The 17,767-nt window shown below is 38.0% G+C and carries 13 protein-coding genes and 5 pseudogenes; 11 read left to right on the top strand and 7 right to left on the bottom strand.

Annotated elements, in window-relative coordinates; all coding sequences use genetic code 11:
• Window positions 1-147 precede the first annotated feature (147 nt).
• Window positions 148-2,217 (top strand): serine hydrolase domain-containing protein, encoded by a 2,070-nt coding sequence (locus tag N9I19_RS20790; RefSeq protein ID WP_284470669.1) that lies wholly within the window; start codon window positions 148-150, stop codon window positions 2,215-2,217.
• 95 nt (window positions 2,218-2,312) lie between these two features.
• Window positions 2,313-2,420, top strand: a pseudogene (locus tag N9I19_RS25320) (Tn3 family transposase); the annotation flags it as partial.
• 514 nt (window positions 2,421-2,934) lie between these two features.
• On the opposite strand, the gene N9I19_RS20785 reads toward N9I19_RS25320, so the two are convergent.
• The 3 genes from N9I19_RS20785 to N9I19_RS20775 all read right to left on the bottom strand — a co-directional run bounded on the left by N9I19_RS20785 (window position 2,935) and on the right by N9I19_RS20775 (window position 4,471).
• Window positions 2,935-3,123, bottom strand: a complete 189-nt coding sequence (locus N9I19_RS20785; RefSeq protein ID WP_289336585.1) for a helix-turn-helix domain-containing protein — start codon at window positions 3,121-3,123, stop codon at window positions 2,935-2,937.
• 100 nt (window positions 3,124-3,223) lie between these two features.
• Window positions 3,224-3,547 (bottom strand): hypothetical protein, encoded by a 324-nt coding sequence (locus tag N9I19_RS20780; protein WP_317778854.1) that lies wholly within the window; start codon window positions 3,545-3,547, stop codon window positions 3,224-3,226.
• 453 nt (window positions 3,548-4,000) lie between these two features.
• Window positions 4,001-4,471: an oligosaccharide flippase family protein gene (locus N9I19_RS20775; protein ID WP_284470672.1), complete on the bottom strand. Its 471-nt coding sequence runs from the start codon at window positions 4,469-4,471 to the stop codon at window positions 4,001-4,003.
• Window positions 4,472-4,743: 272 nt separating this feature from the next.
• Here N9I19_RS20775 and N9I19_RS20770 point away from each other — a divergent pair.
• Together N9I19_RS20770 and N9I19_RS20765 are read left to right on the top strand one after the other, a co-directional pair.
• Window positions 4,744-5,964: pseudogene (locus N9I19_RS20770) on the top strand (IS110 family RNA-guided transposase).
• A gap of 807 nt (window positions 5,965-6,771) precedes the next feature.
• Window positions 6,772-6,942, top strand: coding sequence for a hypothetical protein (locus N9I19_RS20765; protein ID WP_317778853.1), 171 nt, complete (start codon window positions 6,772-6,774; stop codon window positions 6,940-6,942).
• 79 nt (window positions 6,943-7,021) lie between these two features.
• On the opposite strand, the gene N9I19_RS20760 is transcribed toward N9I19_RS20765, so the two are convergent.
• Window positions 7,022-7,402 carry a VOC family protein gene (locus N9I19_RS20760; protein ID WP_317778852.1) on the bottom strand — a complete coding sequence of 127 codons (381 nt, stop codon included), beginning with the start codon at window positions 7,400-7,402 and terminating at the stop codon, window positions 7,022-7,024.
• A gap of 358 nt (window positions 7,403-7,760) precedes the next feature.
• Window positions 7,761-8,997, bottom strand: a pseudogene (locus tag N9I19_RS20755) (glutamate-5-semialdehyde dehydrogenase).
• A gap of 140 nt (window positions 8,998-9,137) precedes the next feature.
• Between N9I19_RS20755 and N9I19_RS20750 the strand changes: the two are divergent.
• Both N9I19_RS20750 and N9I19_RS20745 read left to right on the top strand, forming a co-directional pair.
• Window positions 9,138-9,734, top strand: a complete 597-nt coding sequence (locus N9I19_RS20750) for a TetR/AcrR family transcriptional regulator (protein WP_317778850.1) — start codon at window positions 9,138-9,140, stop codon at window positions 9,732-9,734.
• A gap of 427 nt (window positions 9,735-10,161) precedes the next feature.
• Window positions 10,162-11,505, top strand: coding sequence for an SCP2 sterol-binding domain-containing protein (locus N9I19_RS20745; protein WP_317778849.1), 1,344 nt, complete (start codon window positions 10,162-10,164; stop codon window positions 11,503-11,505).
• A 926-nt stretch (window positions 11,506-12,431) separates the two neighbouring features.
• Here N9I19_RS20745 and N9I19_RS20740 read toward each other — a convergent pair.
• Window positions 12,432-14,078: a COG4705 family protein gene (locus tag N9I19_RS20740; protein ID WP_317778848.1), complete on the bottom strand. Its 1,647-nt coding sequence runs from the start codon at window positions 14,076-14,078 to the stop codon at window positions 12,432-12,434.
• 253 nt (window positions 14,079-14,331) lie between these two features.
• Window positions 14,332-14,943, bottom strand: coding sequence for an undecaprenyl-diphosphatase (locus N9I19_RS20735; protein WP_317778847.1), 612 nt, complete (start codon window positions 14,941-14,943; stop codon window positions 14,332-14,334).
• Between the two features lie 198 nt (window positions 14,944-15,141).
• On the opposite strand from N9I19_RS20735, the pseudogene N9I19_RS20730 reads away from it, so the two are divergent.
• The 5 genes and pseudogenes from N9I19_RS20730 to N9I19_RS20710 form a co-directional block, all read left to right on the top strand.
• Window positions 15,142-15,276: pseudogene (locus N9I19_RS20730) on the top strand (IS110 family RNA-guided transposase); the annotation flags it as partial.
• Between the two features lie 2 nt (window positions 15,277-15,278).
• A complete protein-coding gene (locus N9I19_RS20725; RefSeq protein WP_317778855.1) occupies window positions 15,279-15,620 on the top strand; it encodes a hypothetical protein in 342 nt (113 codons plus the stop codon).
• Window positions 15,617-15,979, top strand: coding sequence for an IS110 family transposase (locus N9I19_RS20720; protein ID WP_317778846.1), 363 nt, complete (start codon window positions 15,617-15,619; stop codon window positions 15,977-15,979). Before N9I19_RS20725 ends, N9I19_RS20720 begins: the two co-directional genes overlap by 4 nt.
• A gap of 114 nt (window positions 15,980-16,093) precedes the next feature.
• Window positions 16,094-16,535, top strand: a pseudogene (locus N9I19_RS20715) (transposase); the annotation flags it as partial.
• 572 nt (window positions 16,536-17,107) lie between these two features.
• The gene (locus N9I19_RS20710; protein WP_317778845.1) at window positions 17,108-17,590 is read left to right on the top strand and encodes a DUF2690 domain-containing protein; all 483 of its coding nucleotides are present in this window, start codon (window positions 17,108-17,110) and stop codon (window positions 17,588-17,590) included.
• Window positions 17,591-17,767 lie beyond the last annotated feature (177 nt).

Raw genomic sequence — 17,767 nt, 5'->3', positions numbered from 1 at the left:
GAAACTAGTCCATTAACATCCCCTTTTTTGCTTGACCTTAGGCTAGGGAATGAACTAGACGGAAGACTGTGTGGGGAAATAATCCATCATGTTACACTGAGAGGGTACTTCTAGACTATACTAAATTTATTGATGGAGGATTTTCTAATGCGTAAAAAAAGAGTTTCAAAAGTGCTCGCTGTAACGCTAAGCACGTCTCTAGCTGTGACTTACTTGATTGCTTTGGTCGGAGGGTATAGTGTCAGTACGGAACAGCTCCCTCTTAAGGGGCAAACAATCACAGCGATTCAGCCTGCAGCTGTTCCTGCTGCTCCAAGCGGTCCGGTTGACCCCAAAGAAGTGGAGGCCTTCGCGGACAATTACTTTGGGGAAAGCCTGAAGAAGTTCAATGTCCCGGGTGCCATGTTCGTCGTCGTTCAGGACGGACAAGTGGTATTATCCAAAGGATACGGGTATGCAAACAAAGAAAGCAAAACCCCAGTTGATTCCAATACCGTTTTTCGCATCGGTTCCATTTCTAAGACACTTACGGCTGCGGCTGTGCTGCAGCTTGCTGACCAAGGGAAGATCAAGCTGGATCAGGACATCCAATCTTATCTCGGAGGTATCACAATACCCAATTCGACAGGTAAACCGCTAACTATGGAAAATATGCTGACCCACATGACTGGGTTCGATTTCCCATATGAAAAAGACGATGACGCCTCGCCCGATCTTCTCAATCAAGAGAATTCTCTTCGAGATTTCTTAATGGATCGAATGCCAACCATCGTCCGGACGCCGGGGGAAGCCTACCAGTATGACGATTATGCTTTTGCTTTGGCGGGATATGCCGTGGAACAAGTTACCGGGCTCCCTTTTCATGAATACATGGATAAAAACATCTTTCAGCCGCTCGGCATGAATTCTTCCCATGATCTTGTAACCCCAGAGCTTAAAGCCCGAATGGCTGCAGCTTACGATCCGGAAGGCACGCCATATCCGGAGTATGGCCTTTATCCTACGGACATGCCTCAGGGCGGAATGTTGTCCACCGGAAGCGATATGGCTAAATTCATGACCATGCTTCTGCAAAAAGGAAAGGCCGGAGATCGGCAAATGTTAAGCGAACAAAGTGTTCAGCGAATGAGCAAGTTTTCCGTTTTCGCTCATCCGGCCATACCTATTACAAGCTATGGATTTGAAAGCATTTTCAATGAACTGTCGAATGGTCAGTATGTCGTCAGCAAAGGTGGGAACATCCCCGGACATGCCTCATTTACATGGCTACTGCCTGAGCGCAAAACGGGAATGTTCGTCATTTATAATAATGATTCCGAATTGCGCTCGGATTTGTATGCTGCCTTTATGGACCATTATTATCCGAAGAGCACCAAGACGCCTGAATCGGTATCACCTCTGACAGAACAGCAAGCCGCGCGTTACGTCGGATTATACAAAGACCTGCATACCCCGTCATTTGTGACTAGAATTACGTACAATAACGGACAACTTGTAGCGGAAGACAGATACAAATTGGGGAATAGCAAGACTACTTTGAAAAAGATAGATCCCTTGTTGTTTATGGATGACCACGGGAAGAAAATAGCATTTATTGAACAAAAGGATGGCGGTATTGCTAATATGTACAGACCTGCGAAGTCACCGATAGCCTATTCGCCCAAAATACAGGAAAAAGCGCTGTTTTTCGATGTCTCGAAAGAAAGCCCCTACCAACCGTCTATTGAAAAGCTCCATTCGCTGGATATCATCAATGGAAGAGATGGGCGCAGCTTTGACCCCAAGGCGCCCATGACCCGTGCGGAATTCATCACAATGCTACTGCATGCTGTCGGCTATCCGCCCTCCAAATCGAAATCCGGTTATACGGATATCGAACACCATTTTGCGGTCAAAGAGATACAGGCAGCGGTCGAGCAGCATTGGTTGGGGGAGGAGACTGGAGGCCGATTTGAACCGGATCGCACGATAACTCGGGAAGAAATGGCCGTCATTTTAACGCGCATTCCTCTTCCATGGCCGCTTGGCGATGAGGTGCGATTGGCAGGGCAAACCGATGAATCGGCTATCAAGGCCGTAAGCAAGCTTGTTGCTGCCGGAGTTACGGATCCAGTCACAATAACCAATTCTGACGGTTCAGTCGATTTCCGGTCCAAAGCACCTTTGCTTCGCCAAGAAGCCTCCTATTTCATTGACAAGATTCTATTTGTTCCTTAATCTCTTATCGGCCGTTACAGCCGCATTCGTACCGTGACGGAATCTCCAATCATGACTAACTTGTTGTTTGCTTCCAGTTTCATTTTTCACTACCTTTGCGCTTGGTACATTCTATTCGTGAGGGTAGAGTGTCTGGTGCCCTTATTATGGGTAAGATTGGCTCCTATGCTCGACAGAACAAGGTTGCCAAAGCACTTAATAAACACAAGTTTACTTGTTTATTTTTTGGTTGTAGAAGAGCCTGAAATACATTTAGAAAGAAAATCACACTTGAGAATGAGCTTCATGTTCTTGAAAAAGAAAAATATGATGAGTTGTTTTCTGAAGTTAAGCATTATTTTGATAAGAGTCTAGAATTTGGTGTGAAAAATAACTGATAATAAAATTAGAAAAATGGAAACTGTAATAATTCTTCTTGACTGAATTACTACAGTTTCCATTTTTTGTCTGAAAGATCAAAACAGTCTAATACTTTATTTTCGGGTTATTATTTGTTTTCTGTTTATTAGAATCAAATAGTCTAAAACTTATTTCTCAAGAGCTGACGATTTTTAAACTTGAAAACCGCGTTAAATCAACAACTCGAGTCTAATACTTTATTTTCTTCGGACACCTGATCTAGGAAGTGAGTAATTCACTTTACAAAAAACAAACAAGCGTACCCTAAGTATGTATATGGGTACGCTTGCAAGTGTAAGTGTGTATAGGTTATTATTGTTAAATCAATTTATGTGATCCCTCGTTTGCAATTAGCTTTAAATGTTCAAAACCTTGTCTGGTAATAAGGAGTGTACTTCCTTTCATTTGGACGCTGTCTTTCAGCAGCACATCAGATCCACGTCTCCAAAGAAGGTAAACATACTTAGTGTTTTTTCCAAGTTCAACGCTTGCTTCCCGAGCAGTCATAATGTCGTCCCACACCTTAATAATACACACCTCCTGATTTAAAATATCCCTCCCCGTAATTAAATTTATACCACAAAGTATCTTGATTTACTCTTAATTTTTATCTTTCGTCCAAGCGTTTTCTTCGCTGCAATTCCCTTCTTTCTCGTTCTTGACGCTCCAATTCTCTTGCTCTTTCATTCCGTTTTCCAAGGCTGCCATAAAGTAAATTACGCTCATTTTTCATCAAAGACAACTTATAATGAAAACTCGATTCTTCATCAATCCCATAATGCTTTTTAAGAAAATTGATATTCCTTTTAGCCATATCATATTGCTTAAATTGATAATAATTTTCTTGCTTAAATTTTGTTTTATCATCAGACTTTTTATAGTCTGTAATTAAAGGATAACTATTTTTATAAATAGAAAAACAGTCCTTCATTTTTTCAAAATCAAATATTTCATCATCAATGGCAGTTAGCTGTTTTTCAAAGTTATCTATAAGGTTTTCTGTTTTAATTTCAACCTCATTTAATTCTTCCAGTGAAATATTTTCTTTATAAAGGGTACAGCCACATGCCCATCAAGCCAAGAAAATAGGTCACCCCCAAAACGATAAATTGAGCTTATAAGTTACAAGAAAGTCCAAAATTTCGTTCTGGGGGTACTACAAAACTTTAACTTGATGGGCATGTGATGCTACCCCAATAAGAATCTTTTTTCTTAATAAAATCCCTCAGTATAATAGATAATGCTCACGAATACTGGCTTATTCGCAGGATTTCAGACCACGGTATAGGTTTATTTTCTGTTCCATTCATCTGTTTTAAACTTCTTAGGAATGTCTTGTTCATACGGCTCAACAAAACCTATTTGTTGATAAAACAACTATAAATTATCCCAATAAAAAGTGAATTAGAGAAAATCTATCATTAAAAATAGCTTCATTTTTTTTTGTAATTGCCACAATAGGAACTATCGGTATCACGGCAAGTAAAGAATAATAAGCTCTTTGATCTGTTAAGAAATGTGAAGACAATGCCTTAGCACCGAAAATTGCAACAATCATTAAAATAAACCCTAATAAGCTAGTAGTTACTAATGATACAACCAGGACTTTTTTTACACGTCTATAGTTTCCCTTTATTTCAGCTTCAGCAACCAGTTTAGATATAGCTATGGGAAGTCCTAACGTAGTTAATGTAATTAAAAGTCCAGTAACAGGCATTGCCATCATGATAAGTCCGACGCCTTCAGGACCTATTACATTTGCTAATACTATTCCGTTGGCAAATCCCAATATCTTTGTAATGAATGCGGCAACTGTTAAAATCATAGTTCCTTTAAAAAGAGATTGTTTAGTCATCAATTATTCACCCTCTACCTTGTCCATATATGAATATATGCATGATAAAGGTAAACTTATGTTGGTTATTATAATGGAGAGAAAAGGGAGCCTTTTACCTTTCTGATAAGGTTGTCTATGTAAACTAGCTTTCTATATTTTTCTAGAACTAACGGGGTAGGTTAGCATTCCTGTAGATCGTTAAATATCAGATTTGAAAAAAATAGAGCCCCTCAGTAAGATACGAGTATAGAGTCCAATCTAACTCAGAGTCTTAAGGAGGAAGCCCTATTATGAATTTTAAAATGCAAGACAAACAAAATCAACTAATTGAAAGAATTTCTGATACACATCTTATTATTGGTGTGGATATCGCTCAACAATTACACGTTGCAAGAGCAGTTAACTTCCGTGGAATTGTAGTTGGAGACCCTATTACATTTGAAAATAATGAAGAGGGGTTCGTTAAACTATTAAACTGGATTCATGATTTAAAAAGATTAAAAAACTTAGATGCAGCAATAGTAGGTATGGAGCCTACAGGCCATTACTGGATTAACCTTTCAAAATGGTTATATAACCAAAACATTGAGGTTGTAACAGTCAATCCCCACTTAGTAAAAAGGAATAAAGAGAATCGTGATAATACCCAATCTAAGAGTGATAAAAAAGATGCGCTCGTTATCGCGGATATGGTCAAAAACGGCTACTATTCCTTTATTCGCCCATCATCAGAATCATTTGAGAAGCTTAGAGTTCTAATGTCTAATCGTGATGTGATTGTTAAACGTCTCGTCATGTCTATTAATCAAGTAAATCGATGGGTGGATGTGGTCTTTCCTGAACTCAGACAAGTGTTTAAAGATGTAACGTGCAAAGGCGCAATCGCAACCCTTCGTTTATTTCCTACACCGGATGAAATATCTTCACTAGAAACACTAGATGTCATGAGGGGTTGGAAGTCTTTAATGAAACGACAACCAGGACCCAAGAAGGCTCAATTACTAATCAATCTAGCGAAATCCTCAATTGGGACAGGACAAGCTCTCGATGCTTATAAATTACATTTAGAACAATTATTAGAGGAATATGACCTCGCTGTAAAACAACTCGAAAGAGTTGAACAACAACTTTAAAGAAGTTCTCTACAAAATACCATTTGCAAAAAAACTACTTATGATTAAAGGAATAAGTGAAATTTCATTAGCCGGGATACTGGGTGAATCAGGAGATCTAAGTGGTTTCTCTCACGGAAACTCTCTATTAAGGCATGCGGGATTACATCTAGCTGAAGCAAGTTCAGGCAAATGGAAAGGTCAGATTGTCATTTCAAAGCGTGGAAGGTCAAGGCTACGACGATTCCTCTACTTAGCAACTATGAGCCTCGAGATGAATAACCCTGAGTTTAAAGACATCCATTCCCATAATGTGAAGGTAAAGAAGATAAAGAAAATGAAGTCAATCATGAAATGATAGGAAAACTAGCAAGGATTTTTGTAGGAATAGCACGATGAAATGAGTTTTACTGTCCAAATAAAGTCCAAGTAATAATCCCTTTAGCAGCATAGAAATAAAACATTAGTTATATAGAATATATCATTTTAAAATAGGTAACTTTAATTTTGAATGTTGCCTTATTCGTAGGATTTCAAATATGTATGGAGTACCAGGTTTCTTGAACAAAAGGGCGCTTTGACCCATCAGGTTAGCATAACAGGCCTCCACCCCTTGGATAGGCATGACGAAGGAATGAGAGGGCAATTGACCCGTTGAGACATGGGAGGGAAAGCCTCCAGGGACAGCGTGGAGATGTACATTATATGGTAAAATATGGAGTATTAGCTGACTCCTTTATTTAACTATGCCTTCACTAAGCCTAACTGATCTGAACTCATTCATTTACCCGTAAGTCCAATTACAAGGGTTATGAAATCCTGCGAATAAGTGAGCATTCGAGCGATATTCGAATCAAACTGAGGGAGTTAAAAAAGAGAAAAGTCTATTTTATGTCGCTTTTGATCATTTTAATACCAGATAGTTCTAAAGATAGATAAATATGATAAAGTTAAAAAGCAGAGACAGAATTTTGGACAAGGAGATATAAAGTGAAGAAATTAAAAAAACGATTTTCTCTAGGGTTAGTTGTGCTGATGGCCGCGTTTATACTTTTTTAGTCTATGATTACTTAGACAATCAGAAAAAGGAAGGATAGGGCCGAGAATTCATGGAAGAAAGCAATAAGGTAAATAATGAATATGATATTATAGCGCTCGGAGTCAATCCAGATAGCAAAACGATTAAAGTACATGTGCCGATAGATAATGGAAGGAAAACGGAATGAATGGGCCTATTCTTTGGCTCAAATCGCCCAAAAGCATGGCATGGAGGATTATGAAGTCATAGTTAGAGCTATAAGAGATGGGTACCCACTTGGCCAAGACGTAACACCAGATAAAGTATATGAACTACGTAAACAATCAAGTATTGATTAATTTAAGTTAAAAAAAGAGACTCATTCGCTCTCCTAGCTTTTCATAAGTTAGGGGCAGCAAACGAGTCTTTTATTATTTGTTAACACACAAGCAGATTAAATTTGTGACCATCTAAATCTTCAAATAATCCACCATAATATCCTTCATGTTCTGTTGAACGTTCGAGTACTTTGCCACCTGCCGCTTCAACTTTATCCAATATCTCATCGACCTCTTTATTTTCCTTCACACCTATCGACACTAACACTTCATTTGCATTAGGTTGTACTGAAGCACGAGAAACCTGCTCATAATGAGACTTTTCAATTAGAATGATTATCGAACCTTCCGCCACTTTAATACCAACCATTTTATCTAACATATCTGGGTTTTTATTAATATTGAATCCAATTCCCTCGAAAAACGCTTCACTCTTTTCTAAATTTTCAACTGGTAAATTAAACCATACAGATTGTAACATTCTTACATCCCCCTAGTGAGCTGGATAATACATAACTTATTCAATTATACACATTTCAATTTCCTTATGCAAAGTAGCTAAAAAAAGAGTACGCCATTTATCATGGCACACACTGCTAATCATTCGAACCTTTTACTGTCCTCATTAGCGACTACATAAATGCTTAAGTTTTTTAGTGGTTTACTGTTGCCAAGGCGACTGCATAGAAATAGTTCTTAGCTGCCTTTTATCTATTTAAAAATTCCGTTCAAATTATCATTCTCCTTAAGAAAACAATAAAATATCTTTTTTAAATAGTTTATGTTTATATACTCTGTGAAAAAACTGGCAGTACATATTTCTCTTTATAAACTTCTGGTTACCGAGTTTGTCCGTTTCCGTAAAAAATGTATTTCTAGTTGTTAGTTCTTTCAACCCCATTGGGCCCCTAGCATGTATTTTTTGAGTACTAATACCAATCTCAGCTCCAAACCCTAACTCTTCTCCGTCAGTAAAACGAGTCGATGCATTAACATACACAGCTGAGGAATTCACAAATTTTAGAAAGTGTTGAGCATGATTATAGTCGTTTGTGATAATCGCTTCTGAATAGCTTGAGCTATAGTTATTAATAAGTGAAATAGCTTCATCAATATCTTCTACTACTTTAATAGCTAAGATGTAATCTAAGTATTCTTGTTTCCAGTCCTCTTCCGTTGCCAATCTTATATTTGGACAGATTTCAGCAACTCTTTTATCTCCACGTATCTGAACATTTTCTTCAATTAATGCTTGAGAGATGATTGGTAAGAATTTCTCAGCTATATTTTTATTTATAAGTACTTTTTCAACTGCATTGCATGCAGAAGGACGAGATGTTTTTGCATTAATAATTATTGATTTCGCCATTTCAATATTACAAGATTCATCTACATAAATGTGACAGTTACCGGTACCAGTTTCGATTACTGGTACCGTTGCATTCTTAACGACGTTCTGAATTAACCATGAACCTCCACGAGGAATAAGCACATCTACATATTCATTAAGTTGCATTAATGATATTGCAGTTTCACGTCGAGTATCTTCAATTAGTTGAAGAGCGCCTGAAGGTAAATTTGCATCAGAAATAGCTTTTGATAATATATTTACAATAGCTATATTAGAGTATATTGCTTCACTGCCACCTCGTAATATAGCTGCATTACCAGATTTTAAACATAATCCGGCTGTATCACAAGTTACATTTGGGCGAGCTTCATAAATGATTCCTATAACTCCTAATGGCACACTTAGCTGTCCAATTTGTAAACCATTTGGACGTACAGTCATATTCTTTAATTCACAAATAGGACCTGGTAAAGTAGTGACTTGTCGTAAACCGTTTGCCATTTCTTCAATACGATTTGCATTTAACAATAGACGATCTAACATTGTTTTTGCTGTTCCAACGCATTGTTTAAATCTATTTGATTTACCTTTAAGATATCTTGCTTATATTTAAGTAAATAATCAGCCATTTTAAATAGAGCATCTTGTTTGCATTTGCTACTTATATTTGCTAGGACGTGGGATGTCTGTTTTGCTTGTCTTCCTTTTATCTGTAATTCAGTCAATGTGATGTAATCCACTTTAATCAAAAATTTTTCCTGTTATATTTTGCACTTTACAAAGATACTACCTAATTGTACAATAAAAAGGACCGAATGGTCTTATAAATTTCGTAAACCTTTTTCAAAAGGAGGCAAATAGATTCATGGTTAATCGCAAGGGAGAACAGACTAAAGCCCTGATCTTAGAAAAAGCATCAAAAATTTTTAATAGCCAAGGATATAGGGCATCTTCTATATCCGACATCATGCACGAGACTGGTCTTCAAAAAGGAGGGATTTATAACCATTTTGAAAATAAAGAGGAAATAATGTTGAGCGCTTTCTCCTTTTCCATTGACACTATGAGTCATTTTTTCTCTGAAGCAATGGCAGGCAAACAAGGATACATGGAACGTCTTCTTTCCATTATTTCCGTATTTGAGGGGATTGCTGAAAGAGAATTGTTCCCGGGAGGTTGCCCGATTATGAATGCTGCCATTGAAGCAGATGACGCAGACCCATTGCTTCAAGAAAAAGTCCGTGAAGCAATGGATGGCTTGCTCGGAATGGTTCGTAATCTTGTTCAGGAAGGCATAAAGAAGGGTGAGGTTAAACAAGGAGTGGATCCCGAGTTTGTGGCGACCGTGTTTATCTCCACGCTGGAGGGGGCGCTAGCACTTAGCAAACTTTACAAGAACCAAGAGTACATGAAAAAAGCTGTGTATCATCTTAGATCGTTTCTTGCTCAGAACTGTGCCTAGCAGTCTAAAAAGAAGCCGGAGATGGCTTTTTTTTACTCTAAAAAAGACCGATCGGTCTCACTGATTATCTATAATACTTAGAAGGCGATAATACGAAATCTGACAAGGATGCTGTCATAGTGGATGTCGTCTGATCATCGATGGGCAAGAAGAAAGAAACTTTAAGTCTTGACCGTTCCGATAAGCTTTCCGTACAAGTTCTGTGAGCCTTGGTAGAAAGCTTCACGACGGCGTACTTTGCGATGCTACTGATACAGCGATGAGAATAGCCTATGCATCTACCCTCAGCAAAGGGGAGACATTCACAACGCTAGAACTAAAAATCAATTTTACGAAGTCTGTATGAAATGCACAACTTCGAATGATTGGGCAGGCCATCAAACAGTTCGGCTGGGCGTTAAATTGAATGACTAAGGAGTTGAGTGCCATGAAAAAGGGGACAATAAATGATCATCCTACCGTAAAACAATATTACAAGAAAAAGGAAATTATGCAGGAGACCGAAGGCAGGCGCATAGATACACAATGGTTGCGGGATTTATGTCTACATGCAGGAGCCGACGATGTTGGATTCGTCACTATTGACCGAAGCGAACTTGAGGACCAACAAAAAGAAATTTTGAATCTGTTTCCCGAAGCCAGGACGCTTATTAGTTTCGTCTGTAAAATGAACCGCGAGCCCTTGCGTTCGACAGCTCGATCCATTGCAAATACGGAATTTCATCATGTTGTCGATAACGTAACGCATATCGGACATGAAATCGTGAAAGAGCTTGAAGAGCAAGGCATCAAAGCATTGAATCCGCCAGCAGGATTCCCGATGGAGCAGGAAAGTACCGGAAAAGCATGGGTCATCTCACATAAACCAATTGCGGTTGCGGCTGGACTCGGACAAATAGGCATCCATAGAAATGTCATTCATCCCAAGTTCGGCAACTTTATTTTGTTAGGTACGATCCTTACAAATGCAGATATGACTTCGGAAAGTCAGCCCATTGATTATAATCCGTGTTTGGAGTGCAAATTGTGCGTAGCTGCCTGCCCGGTAGGAGCCATTGGCGCTGATGGTCATTTTAATTTCTCCGCCTGTTATACGCACAACTATCGAGAATTTTCCGGCGGCTTCAGCGATTGGGTGAAGAAGATTACCGACAGCAAAAATTCTAAATCATACAGGGATAAAGTAAATGATGCAGAAACAGCATCTATGTGGCAGAGCCTTTCTTTTGGAGCTAGCTATAAAGCGGCCTACTGTATGTCCGTTTGTCCTGCTGGAGAAGATGTAATTGGTGAGTTTCTTGACGATCGCAAGAAATTTTTGAAGGACGTTGTCAAACCACTACAGGATAAAAGCGAAATGGTGTATGTAGTGCCGAATTCCGACGCTGAGGATCATGTCAAAAAGCGTTTTCCCCATAAACAAGTTCGACCGGTGAGCAACGGCTTACGATCGAAATCAATCCGTGCGTTTTTGCAGGTGCTTCCTCATATGTTTCAAAGAAATCAAGCAAAAGATTTAGCTGCTACCTATCATTTTACATTTACTGGAGAAGAAAATGCTCAAGCAACGGTTATCATAAAGAACAAGACCCTTACTGTGGAAAAGGGACATCTCGGGGATGCAGATTTCCAACTTATTGCAGACAGTCAAACATGGATTCGGCTGATGGCCAAAGAAACAGGGATATTATCAGCCGTCATGTCAGGTAAAATTCGCACAAAAGGGCAGTTAAAGCTATTTAAAGCTTTCAGCAAGTGCTTCCCGTCATAAAAGATAAGAAGATTTTAATGAAAAGTGGGAAATAACATAATCATTTTGTTAGGTTCGATACATTATGGTTCTGGTGCAAAAACCTATTCCTAGAAACATAGAGGAACAGTTTCCTTTAAATTGCTAACTTATGAAGTTAATCCAAACAGTTGATGGATGAATTTTTTTAGGTTTGGACAGACACCGCCCTTTGGTGAGTTTGTTTCGTGGAATAAAAGAAATTAAGACTTGCGCCGAAGTTATTAATGAAATAATGAGTACCCTTGAAAAATAATAGTTTAAGTTCCTTTTTCAATAAAAGGGCGCGATTGCTAAATAATAATCAGTTGCTTTTTTACTAAACAGATCAGAATAATTCTATAAATGATTGGATGTAAATTATTAAGAAACCCTGCTAATCTTCTCAAGTGAAGGTAGCTGGGTTTTTAAAGTTGGATGTGCAAAATAACACTTAAAATAAGTGCAAATAATCGGTCAAAGTGACAAAAAAGCATATCCACTTTGGACATGCTTTTCTTTACCAGTTATCCGTTTTATCTAATAATTGTCAACTGTATCGAGATGGAATGGAGTTGACTCTTCGGCAATTTCTTCAGTATCAAAAAGCATTTGGTCAATATCTATTATAGCCAAAACAATTCGCCTTCCTTTTAGTCACTTCTACCTTCATGTTTTGCATAAATACCAATTTCAATTATACATCCTAAACTGTGATCATAACATTGTTTAAACCAATTTTTTCTATAATTGGCTAGTTTAGGATACGCTTTTTCGATAAATCCCTATCCTTGAGGAGTAATGCCTGATCTTACATGGATAATGGTTAATGATATGGCTATGAAATCCTAAGAATTCTAGAGCAATCGTGAGATTGTGTTTAGTTTATGCATTTTAAAAGGAACCGCGATTGACGATTCCTAAAAGTATTATTTATTTGCTGCGTTTATGGTACTAAGTGAATTGTTAAGTGCTGTTTTACACTTGTTTACATCAGGGTTCGATGAACGAACTGCTGCTAATACAACATCAATTGTTCCATCAATTTTCGTCCATGTAGCGCCATCGATTTTTCGAAGCTTAGGTTCCTGTGTGTCCCATTGATGTTCTAATTCATCTGCCCCTTTTTTCGCTGAAGCAAAGTCATTTTTGTTTACAGCGTTTCGTATATCATTTTCGATTTTTGCAAAATCGTTTAACTGTCCAGATAATGTAGTTTGTGAGGCACCAGACTTTGATGTTGCTTTATTTGCACCTTTTAAGACACTAAGTGAATTAGTAAGTGTTGTTTTGCTTTGATTAACATCAGGTTTTGAAGAACGAACCGCTGCTAGCACAGAGTCAATTGTTCCATCAATTTTTATCCATGTAGTGCTATCAAATTTTCGAAGCTTAGGTTCTTGTGTATCCCACTGATGTTCCAAATTATCAGCGCCTTTTTTTGCTGAAGCAAAGTCGTTTTTATTTACAGCGTTTAGCATATCATTTTCAATTTTAACAAAATCATTTAATTGACCTGCTAATGTAGCTTGCTCTGCAGCACCTTGTGATGCAATATTATTACTGCGCCAGTTATAACCACCTATACCCACAACTAAGAAAATTACGAGTACAACAATCGTTTGTGTTAGCACATGTTTCTTATTTGCATTACTTTGGTTTGTTTCCACTATATCACTTTTAGCATTTGTATCAATTTTTGAAATGGCAAGGAAAACGATGATCGCTAAAATAGCGATAAGAAAAATCACACTCGTAACGGTTGTCCCGATTCCTAATCCGCCATTTACTTTTGGTTGGGATAGGTAATCTCCAATTGACGCTCCAAGCGGACGAGTTAAAATATACGCAATCCAGAAAGCTAATACACCGTCAAGTTTTAAAAATTTATAAGCTAAGAACACAAGAGCAATAATAATAACAACGCCTATTCCTGTATTAAGATAACCAAAACCAAGTTGTTCGGAATATAAATCACCGACCGCTGTTCCAAGTGCAAAGGTGAAAAGGATCGTAAGCCAGTAGAAAACTTCTCTTTTTCTAGTAAAAATCGAGTGGATCGAAAGTGTTTTTTCACTAAGATACCAAAATAAAAAAGTCAGTCCAAGTAGCACCGAGAATACAGCTGTACTAACCTCAAGTGGTACACCCATATTATCTGTCAAATTATCCGTTACCAGTGTTCCAAATACGCTAATAAGAACAACTGTTACCCAGTAAATGGCTGGAACATATTTGTTTGCTTTAAATTGAAAAAACAATGCAATAAAAAACGCAACTCCCATAATAATAGTAGTAAGAGTTAAACCAAGTCCAATGTTGAAATTGATGAAATCAGCAAATGTTTCACCAACAGTTGTACACAAAACTTTGATGATCCAAAAGAACATCGTCACTTGTGGCACTTTGTTAAGTGAAATTTTCATTTTATTTTGGTTTTCTTGCATATATAACTTCCTTTCTTTAAAGGGTTTCCCACAACTTAATTTTATTTCTCTCTCTAAATAAGGATATCCATCCAAATTCAAGTTAATCATTAAGGAAGTCTGCGCTGTTTCTCCCACAGTGGTTGCCATAATCTTGACGGCTCCAAAAAATATGGTGACTTGTGATTCTTTGCATAGCATTTACCGACCTGAATGTTGGACCATTTCAGTTTGTTCAGAAAATGCTAACTCATCTCCTTCTTGGAAGTTGTCATTGTTACAAAGCAATTTCCATCTCTGACAAAAATAGAAAATACAACATTTCCACATAATAAGAAAAAGTTTGTTTATCAATTAACCATAGGATTTCAACTCTTAGTAGATTTTCCATTAGAAAAAATCCTTATCTATCTTGACTTAAGTTTTTATGGTTGTACTTAGCCAGGAAAGGGATATGTTTCGTTAATCTGTCATACATGTAGAACACCACTTGTACCAAAGGCTCCAGTTTTTTGGAAGACTGTATAACGAATATGCTTACCCCATATGAAATAAGGGCGCCACCAATCACGTCTGCAGGATAATGGACTCCGACGAATATACGCGAAATGCCAACAATAATAGCCCATACTAATATGGGATACTTCCACGAGTCGTTTCGTAGCACCATCGTACATGCTATGGAGAATACTAATACCGAGTGATCACTTACAAACGAAGAGTCAGCAGGATGCGGTATTAACTGATGAACATGGTGTGCCACGAATGGACGTGGATGATAGTAGACAAGGTGAAGGATTGCGTTTATGAACAATCCAAGTAAGCAAGAAAAAACAGCGTATATAGCTGTGTACTGTTTTTCCGCTCGTTTTTCTTTGTTTGCAATAAACCATAGGAACAACATAAGTGCGATTACCACATATGGAACGCTATTAGTGATGAATATCATTCCTCTATCTAGATAAGAGAAATGGCCGGACCAACCGTTAAACCATTGAAATATTTCATAGTTCATATTGTTCATCTCCTTGCTTATAGTTTTGGTTTCTCATTTAAAATCAAGTTGACCAGAAAGAAGTATTCTGAGTGTATCGTAGGAACCTGAACATCCTATGAAAATTACGTTAAAAATAAATTAAAAAAGAAAAATAAATACGAGTTTAGTGCTATAGTCGTTTAAAAATGAAGGCAAAAACAAATAGTAAGCTATTGCATGTGCAAAGCGTCTTTTGATGTATTTTGGAAGCCTATCGTGAACTTAATTGAGGCTGAAGAAATGGAATTTTTAGTTGTTAACGCACAACATATGAAAGCAGTCCCTGGTCGAAAAACAGATGGCAAGGATGCTGAATGGATAGTTCAACTTCTTCGTCATGGGTTGTTGAAGGCAAGCTTTATCCCTTTCGAAATCAGCGAGAATTGCGTGAGCTTGTTCGTTATCGCAGAAGTATTATTGAAGAACGAGCTAGACAGCATAATTTAATTCAAAAGGATCTTGATGGTGCAAATATCAAATTAGGCTCTGTCGTATCGGATATTATGGGCGTTTCATCAAAGGACATGCTTCATGCGATCGCAAATGGTGAGGATGATCCTGAGAAACTAGCAAACTTTGCGAGACGTTCGATGAAGAAGAAAAAGGATGATTTAATCCTTGCCCTGAATGGGTACGTGAATCCTCATCAGGCATGATGCTCAAAACGATTCTAACTCATATTGACTTTCTGACTGAACAGATTGAAAAACTCGATCAGGAGGTTGCCCAAAGAGTTAGTATGTACCAAGAAAGCATAGAACGACTGGATTCAATACCCGGAATTGCCATTCGAATGGCAGAACAAATTCTAGCAGAAATCGGAACAGACGTTGAAAAACAGTTCGAAAGTGCAGCCAGATTATGTTCATGGGCCGCCCTCGTGCCAGGACACAATGATAGTGCAGAAAAAAGGAAGTCCACCAGAGCCAAAAAGGGAAATAAATATTTAAAGTCTCCTTTAACCGAAGCTGCTCATTCAATTGGAGCCTCTAAAAGCTATCCTGGCCCTCTATAAAGACGGACAGCTGCAAGAAAAGGAAGAAAACGAGCTGGAATTGTCGTTGCTCACGCCATGTTAAGAATTTCATTCAGTTACTAAACTCTCACTTTGCAGTCTTACATCTCGAAAGTGGAACAAGAGGTTAAGGATGTATTAAATCAGTTACCTTTTGCCAAGAAGCTGCTTGCCATTAAGGGAATTAGTGAAATTTCTTTAGCCGGAATATTAGATGAAGCAGGAGATCTAAGTGGTTTTTCAAACGGTAATTCTTTACTTTGGCACACTGGGTTGCATCTGGCTGAAGCAAGCTCTGGTAAGTGGAAAGGCTAAATTGTCTTCTCTAAGCGTGGGCGATCCAGGCTAAGACGTTTCCTTTACTTAGCCACCATAGCCCTTTTGATGAATAACACGGAATTTCGAGCTATTCACTCCAAATAATGTTAAGGTGAAGAAAATGAAATCGATTATGAAATTGGTAGGTAAGCTAGCTAGGATATTTGTTGGAATAGCACGCAGAAACGAGGCTTATTGTGCAGAAAAAGTTCAACCTATTACTGAACCCGTTGCGTAATTTTAAAGGGGATTTTTTAATTGGGTTCTCGAGGGAACATTCAAAAGCTAATTTTTTCATAGACTTTTTCTTTTTACGAATGTTGGCTTATTCGTAGGATTTCAAATATGTGCGGAGTACCAGATTTCTTCAACAAAAGAGCACTGACCCATCAGGTTAGCATAACTGGCCTCCACCCCTTGGATAGGCATGAAGAAGGAATGATAGGGCAGTTGACCTGTTGAGACATGGGAGGGAAAGCCTCCAGGGGCGGCGTGGAGAATGTACATAATATGGCAAAATGTGGAGTCTTGTACAACTCCTTTATTTCACTATGATTTCACGAAATCTTCATGTCCTGAAATCACTCCATTTAACTTTGACCTTACAATCAAGGGTAATGAAATCCTGCGAATAAGTGAGCATTCGAGAGATATTTGCATCAAACTTAGGGAGTTGAAGAGTGCTGTTTGATCTTTATTCAACAATTGGGCCAGATTGTTGAATAAGATAGTAGTTTAGTTATATAGATTATAAATACACATAACGTTATAATTTTCAGAGTATTAAAAAATATTGAGGAGAGGATTATAATGAAACAAAAATTGTTGGTATTTCTTTCATTTTTGGCGTTAACCACAATGTCATTTTCTATTCCCAATGTAGAGGCTGCAAGTTATAACGGGAAGAGTCCAGTTTCTACTGGTTGTCAAAATGATGCCTACACGGCAGTTTCTACGAGTGTAAAGAAGGATAATGGAACCATTGTTGGAACAATTCAGGTAAAATATAGTCCATCCTGTAAGTCTGCTTGGGCGAAAACTACATTTAATTCTGCCTTGCCATCCGGTTATACAGGGAATGCCTTTATTCACCAGTATAATTCCGATCATTCGATTAAGCTCCGATCATATGATTGTAATAGTTCTGGAGGAAATGGAAAAGTACTTTCCGGACAAAAATCATGTTATACCCCCATGGTTGATGATCCAGTGGGAAATTATGCGAAAGCAGAAGGATATCGATCAACAAGCTCGAATCCTTTTGAGGCTTATGGTATTACTGGATACTATTAATAGGGGTCCTGCCGCATGCCCATCAAGCTAACAACATAAATTACAAGATACGAGTTGATCATTGTTTTAAAACAAACGAGTAATGAAAAAGTTGACATGACAAAAAAGCCTATTAAAATGCTATTTTTTTGCTAGGCAGCTTGTCTATCCTTCACCGTTTTTTCATATACAACTCCA

Source organism: Peribacillus sp. CSMR9 (assembly GCF_033141925.1).
In the GTDB taxonomy this organism is placed as follows: domain Bacteria; phylum Bacillota; class Bacilli; order Bacillales; family DSM-1321; genus Peribacillus; species Peribacillus simplex_A.
This window is presented reverse-complemented; position numbering and strand designations above follow the sequence as displayed.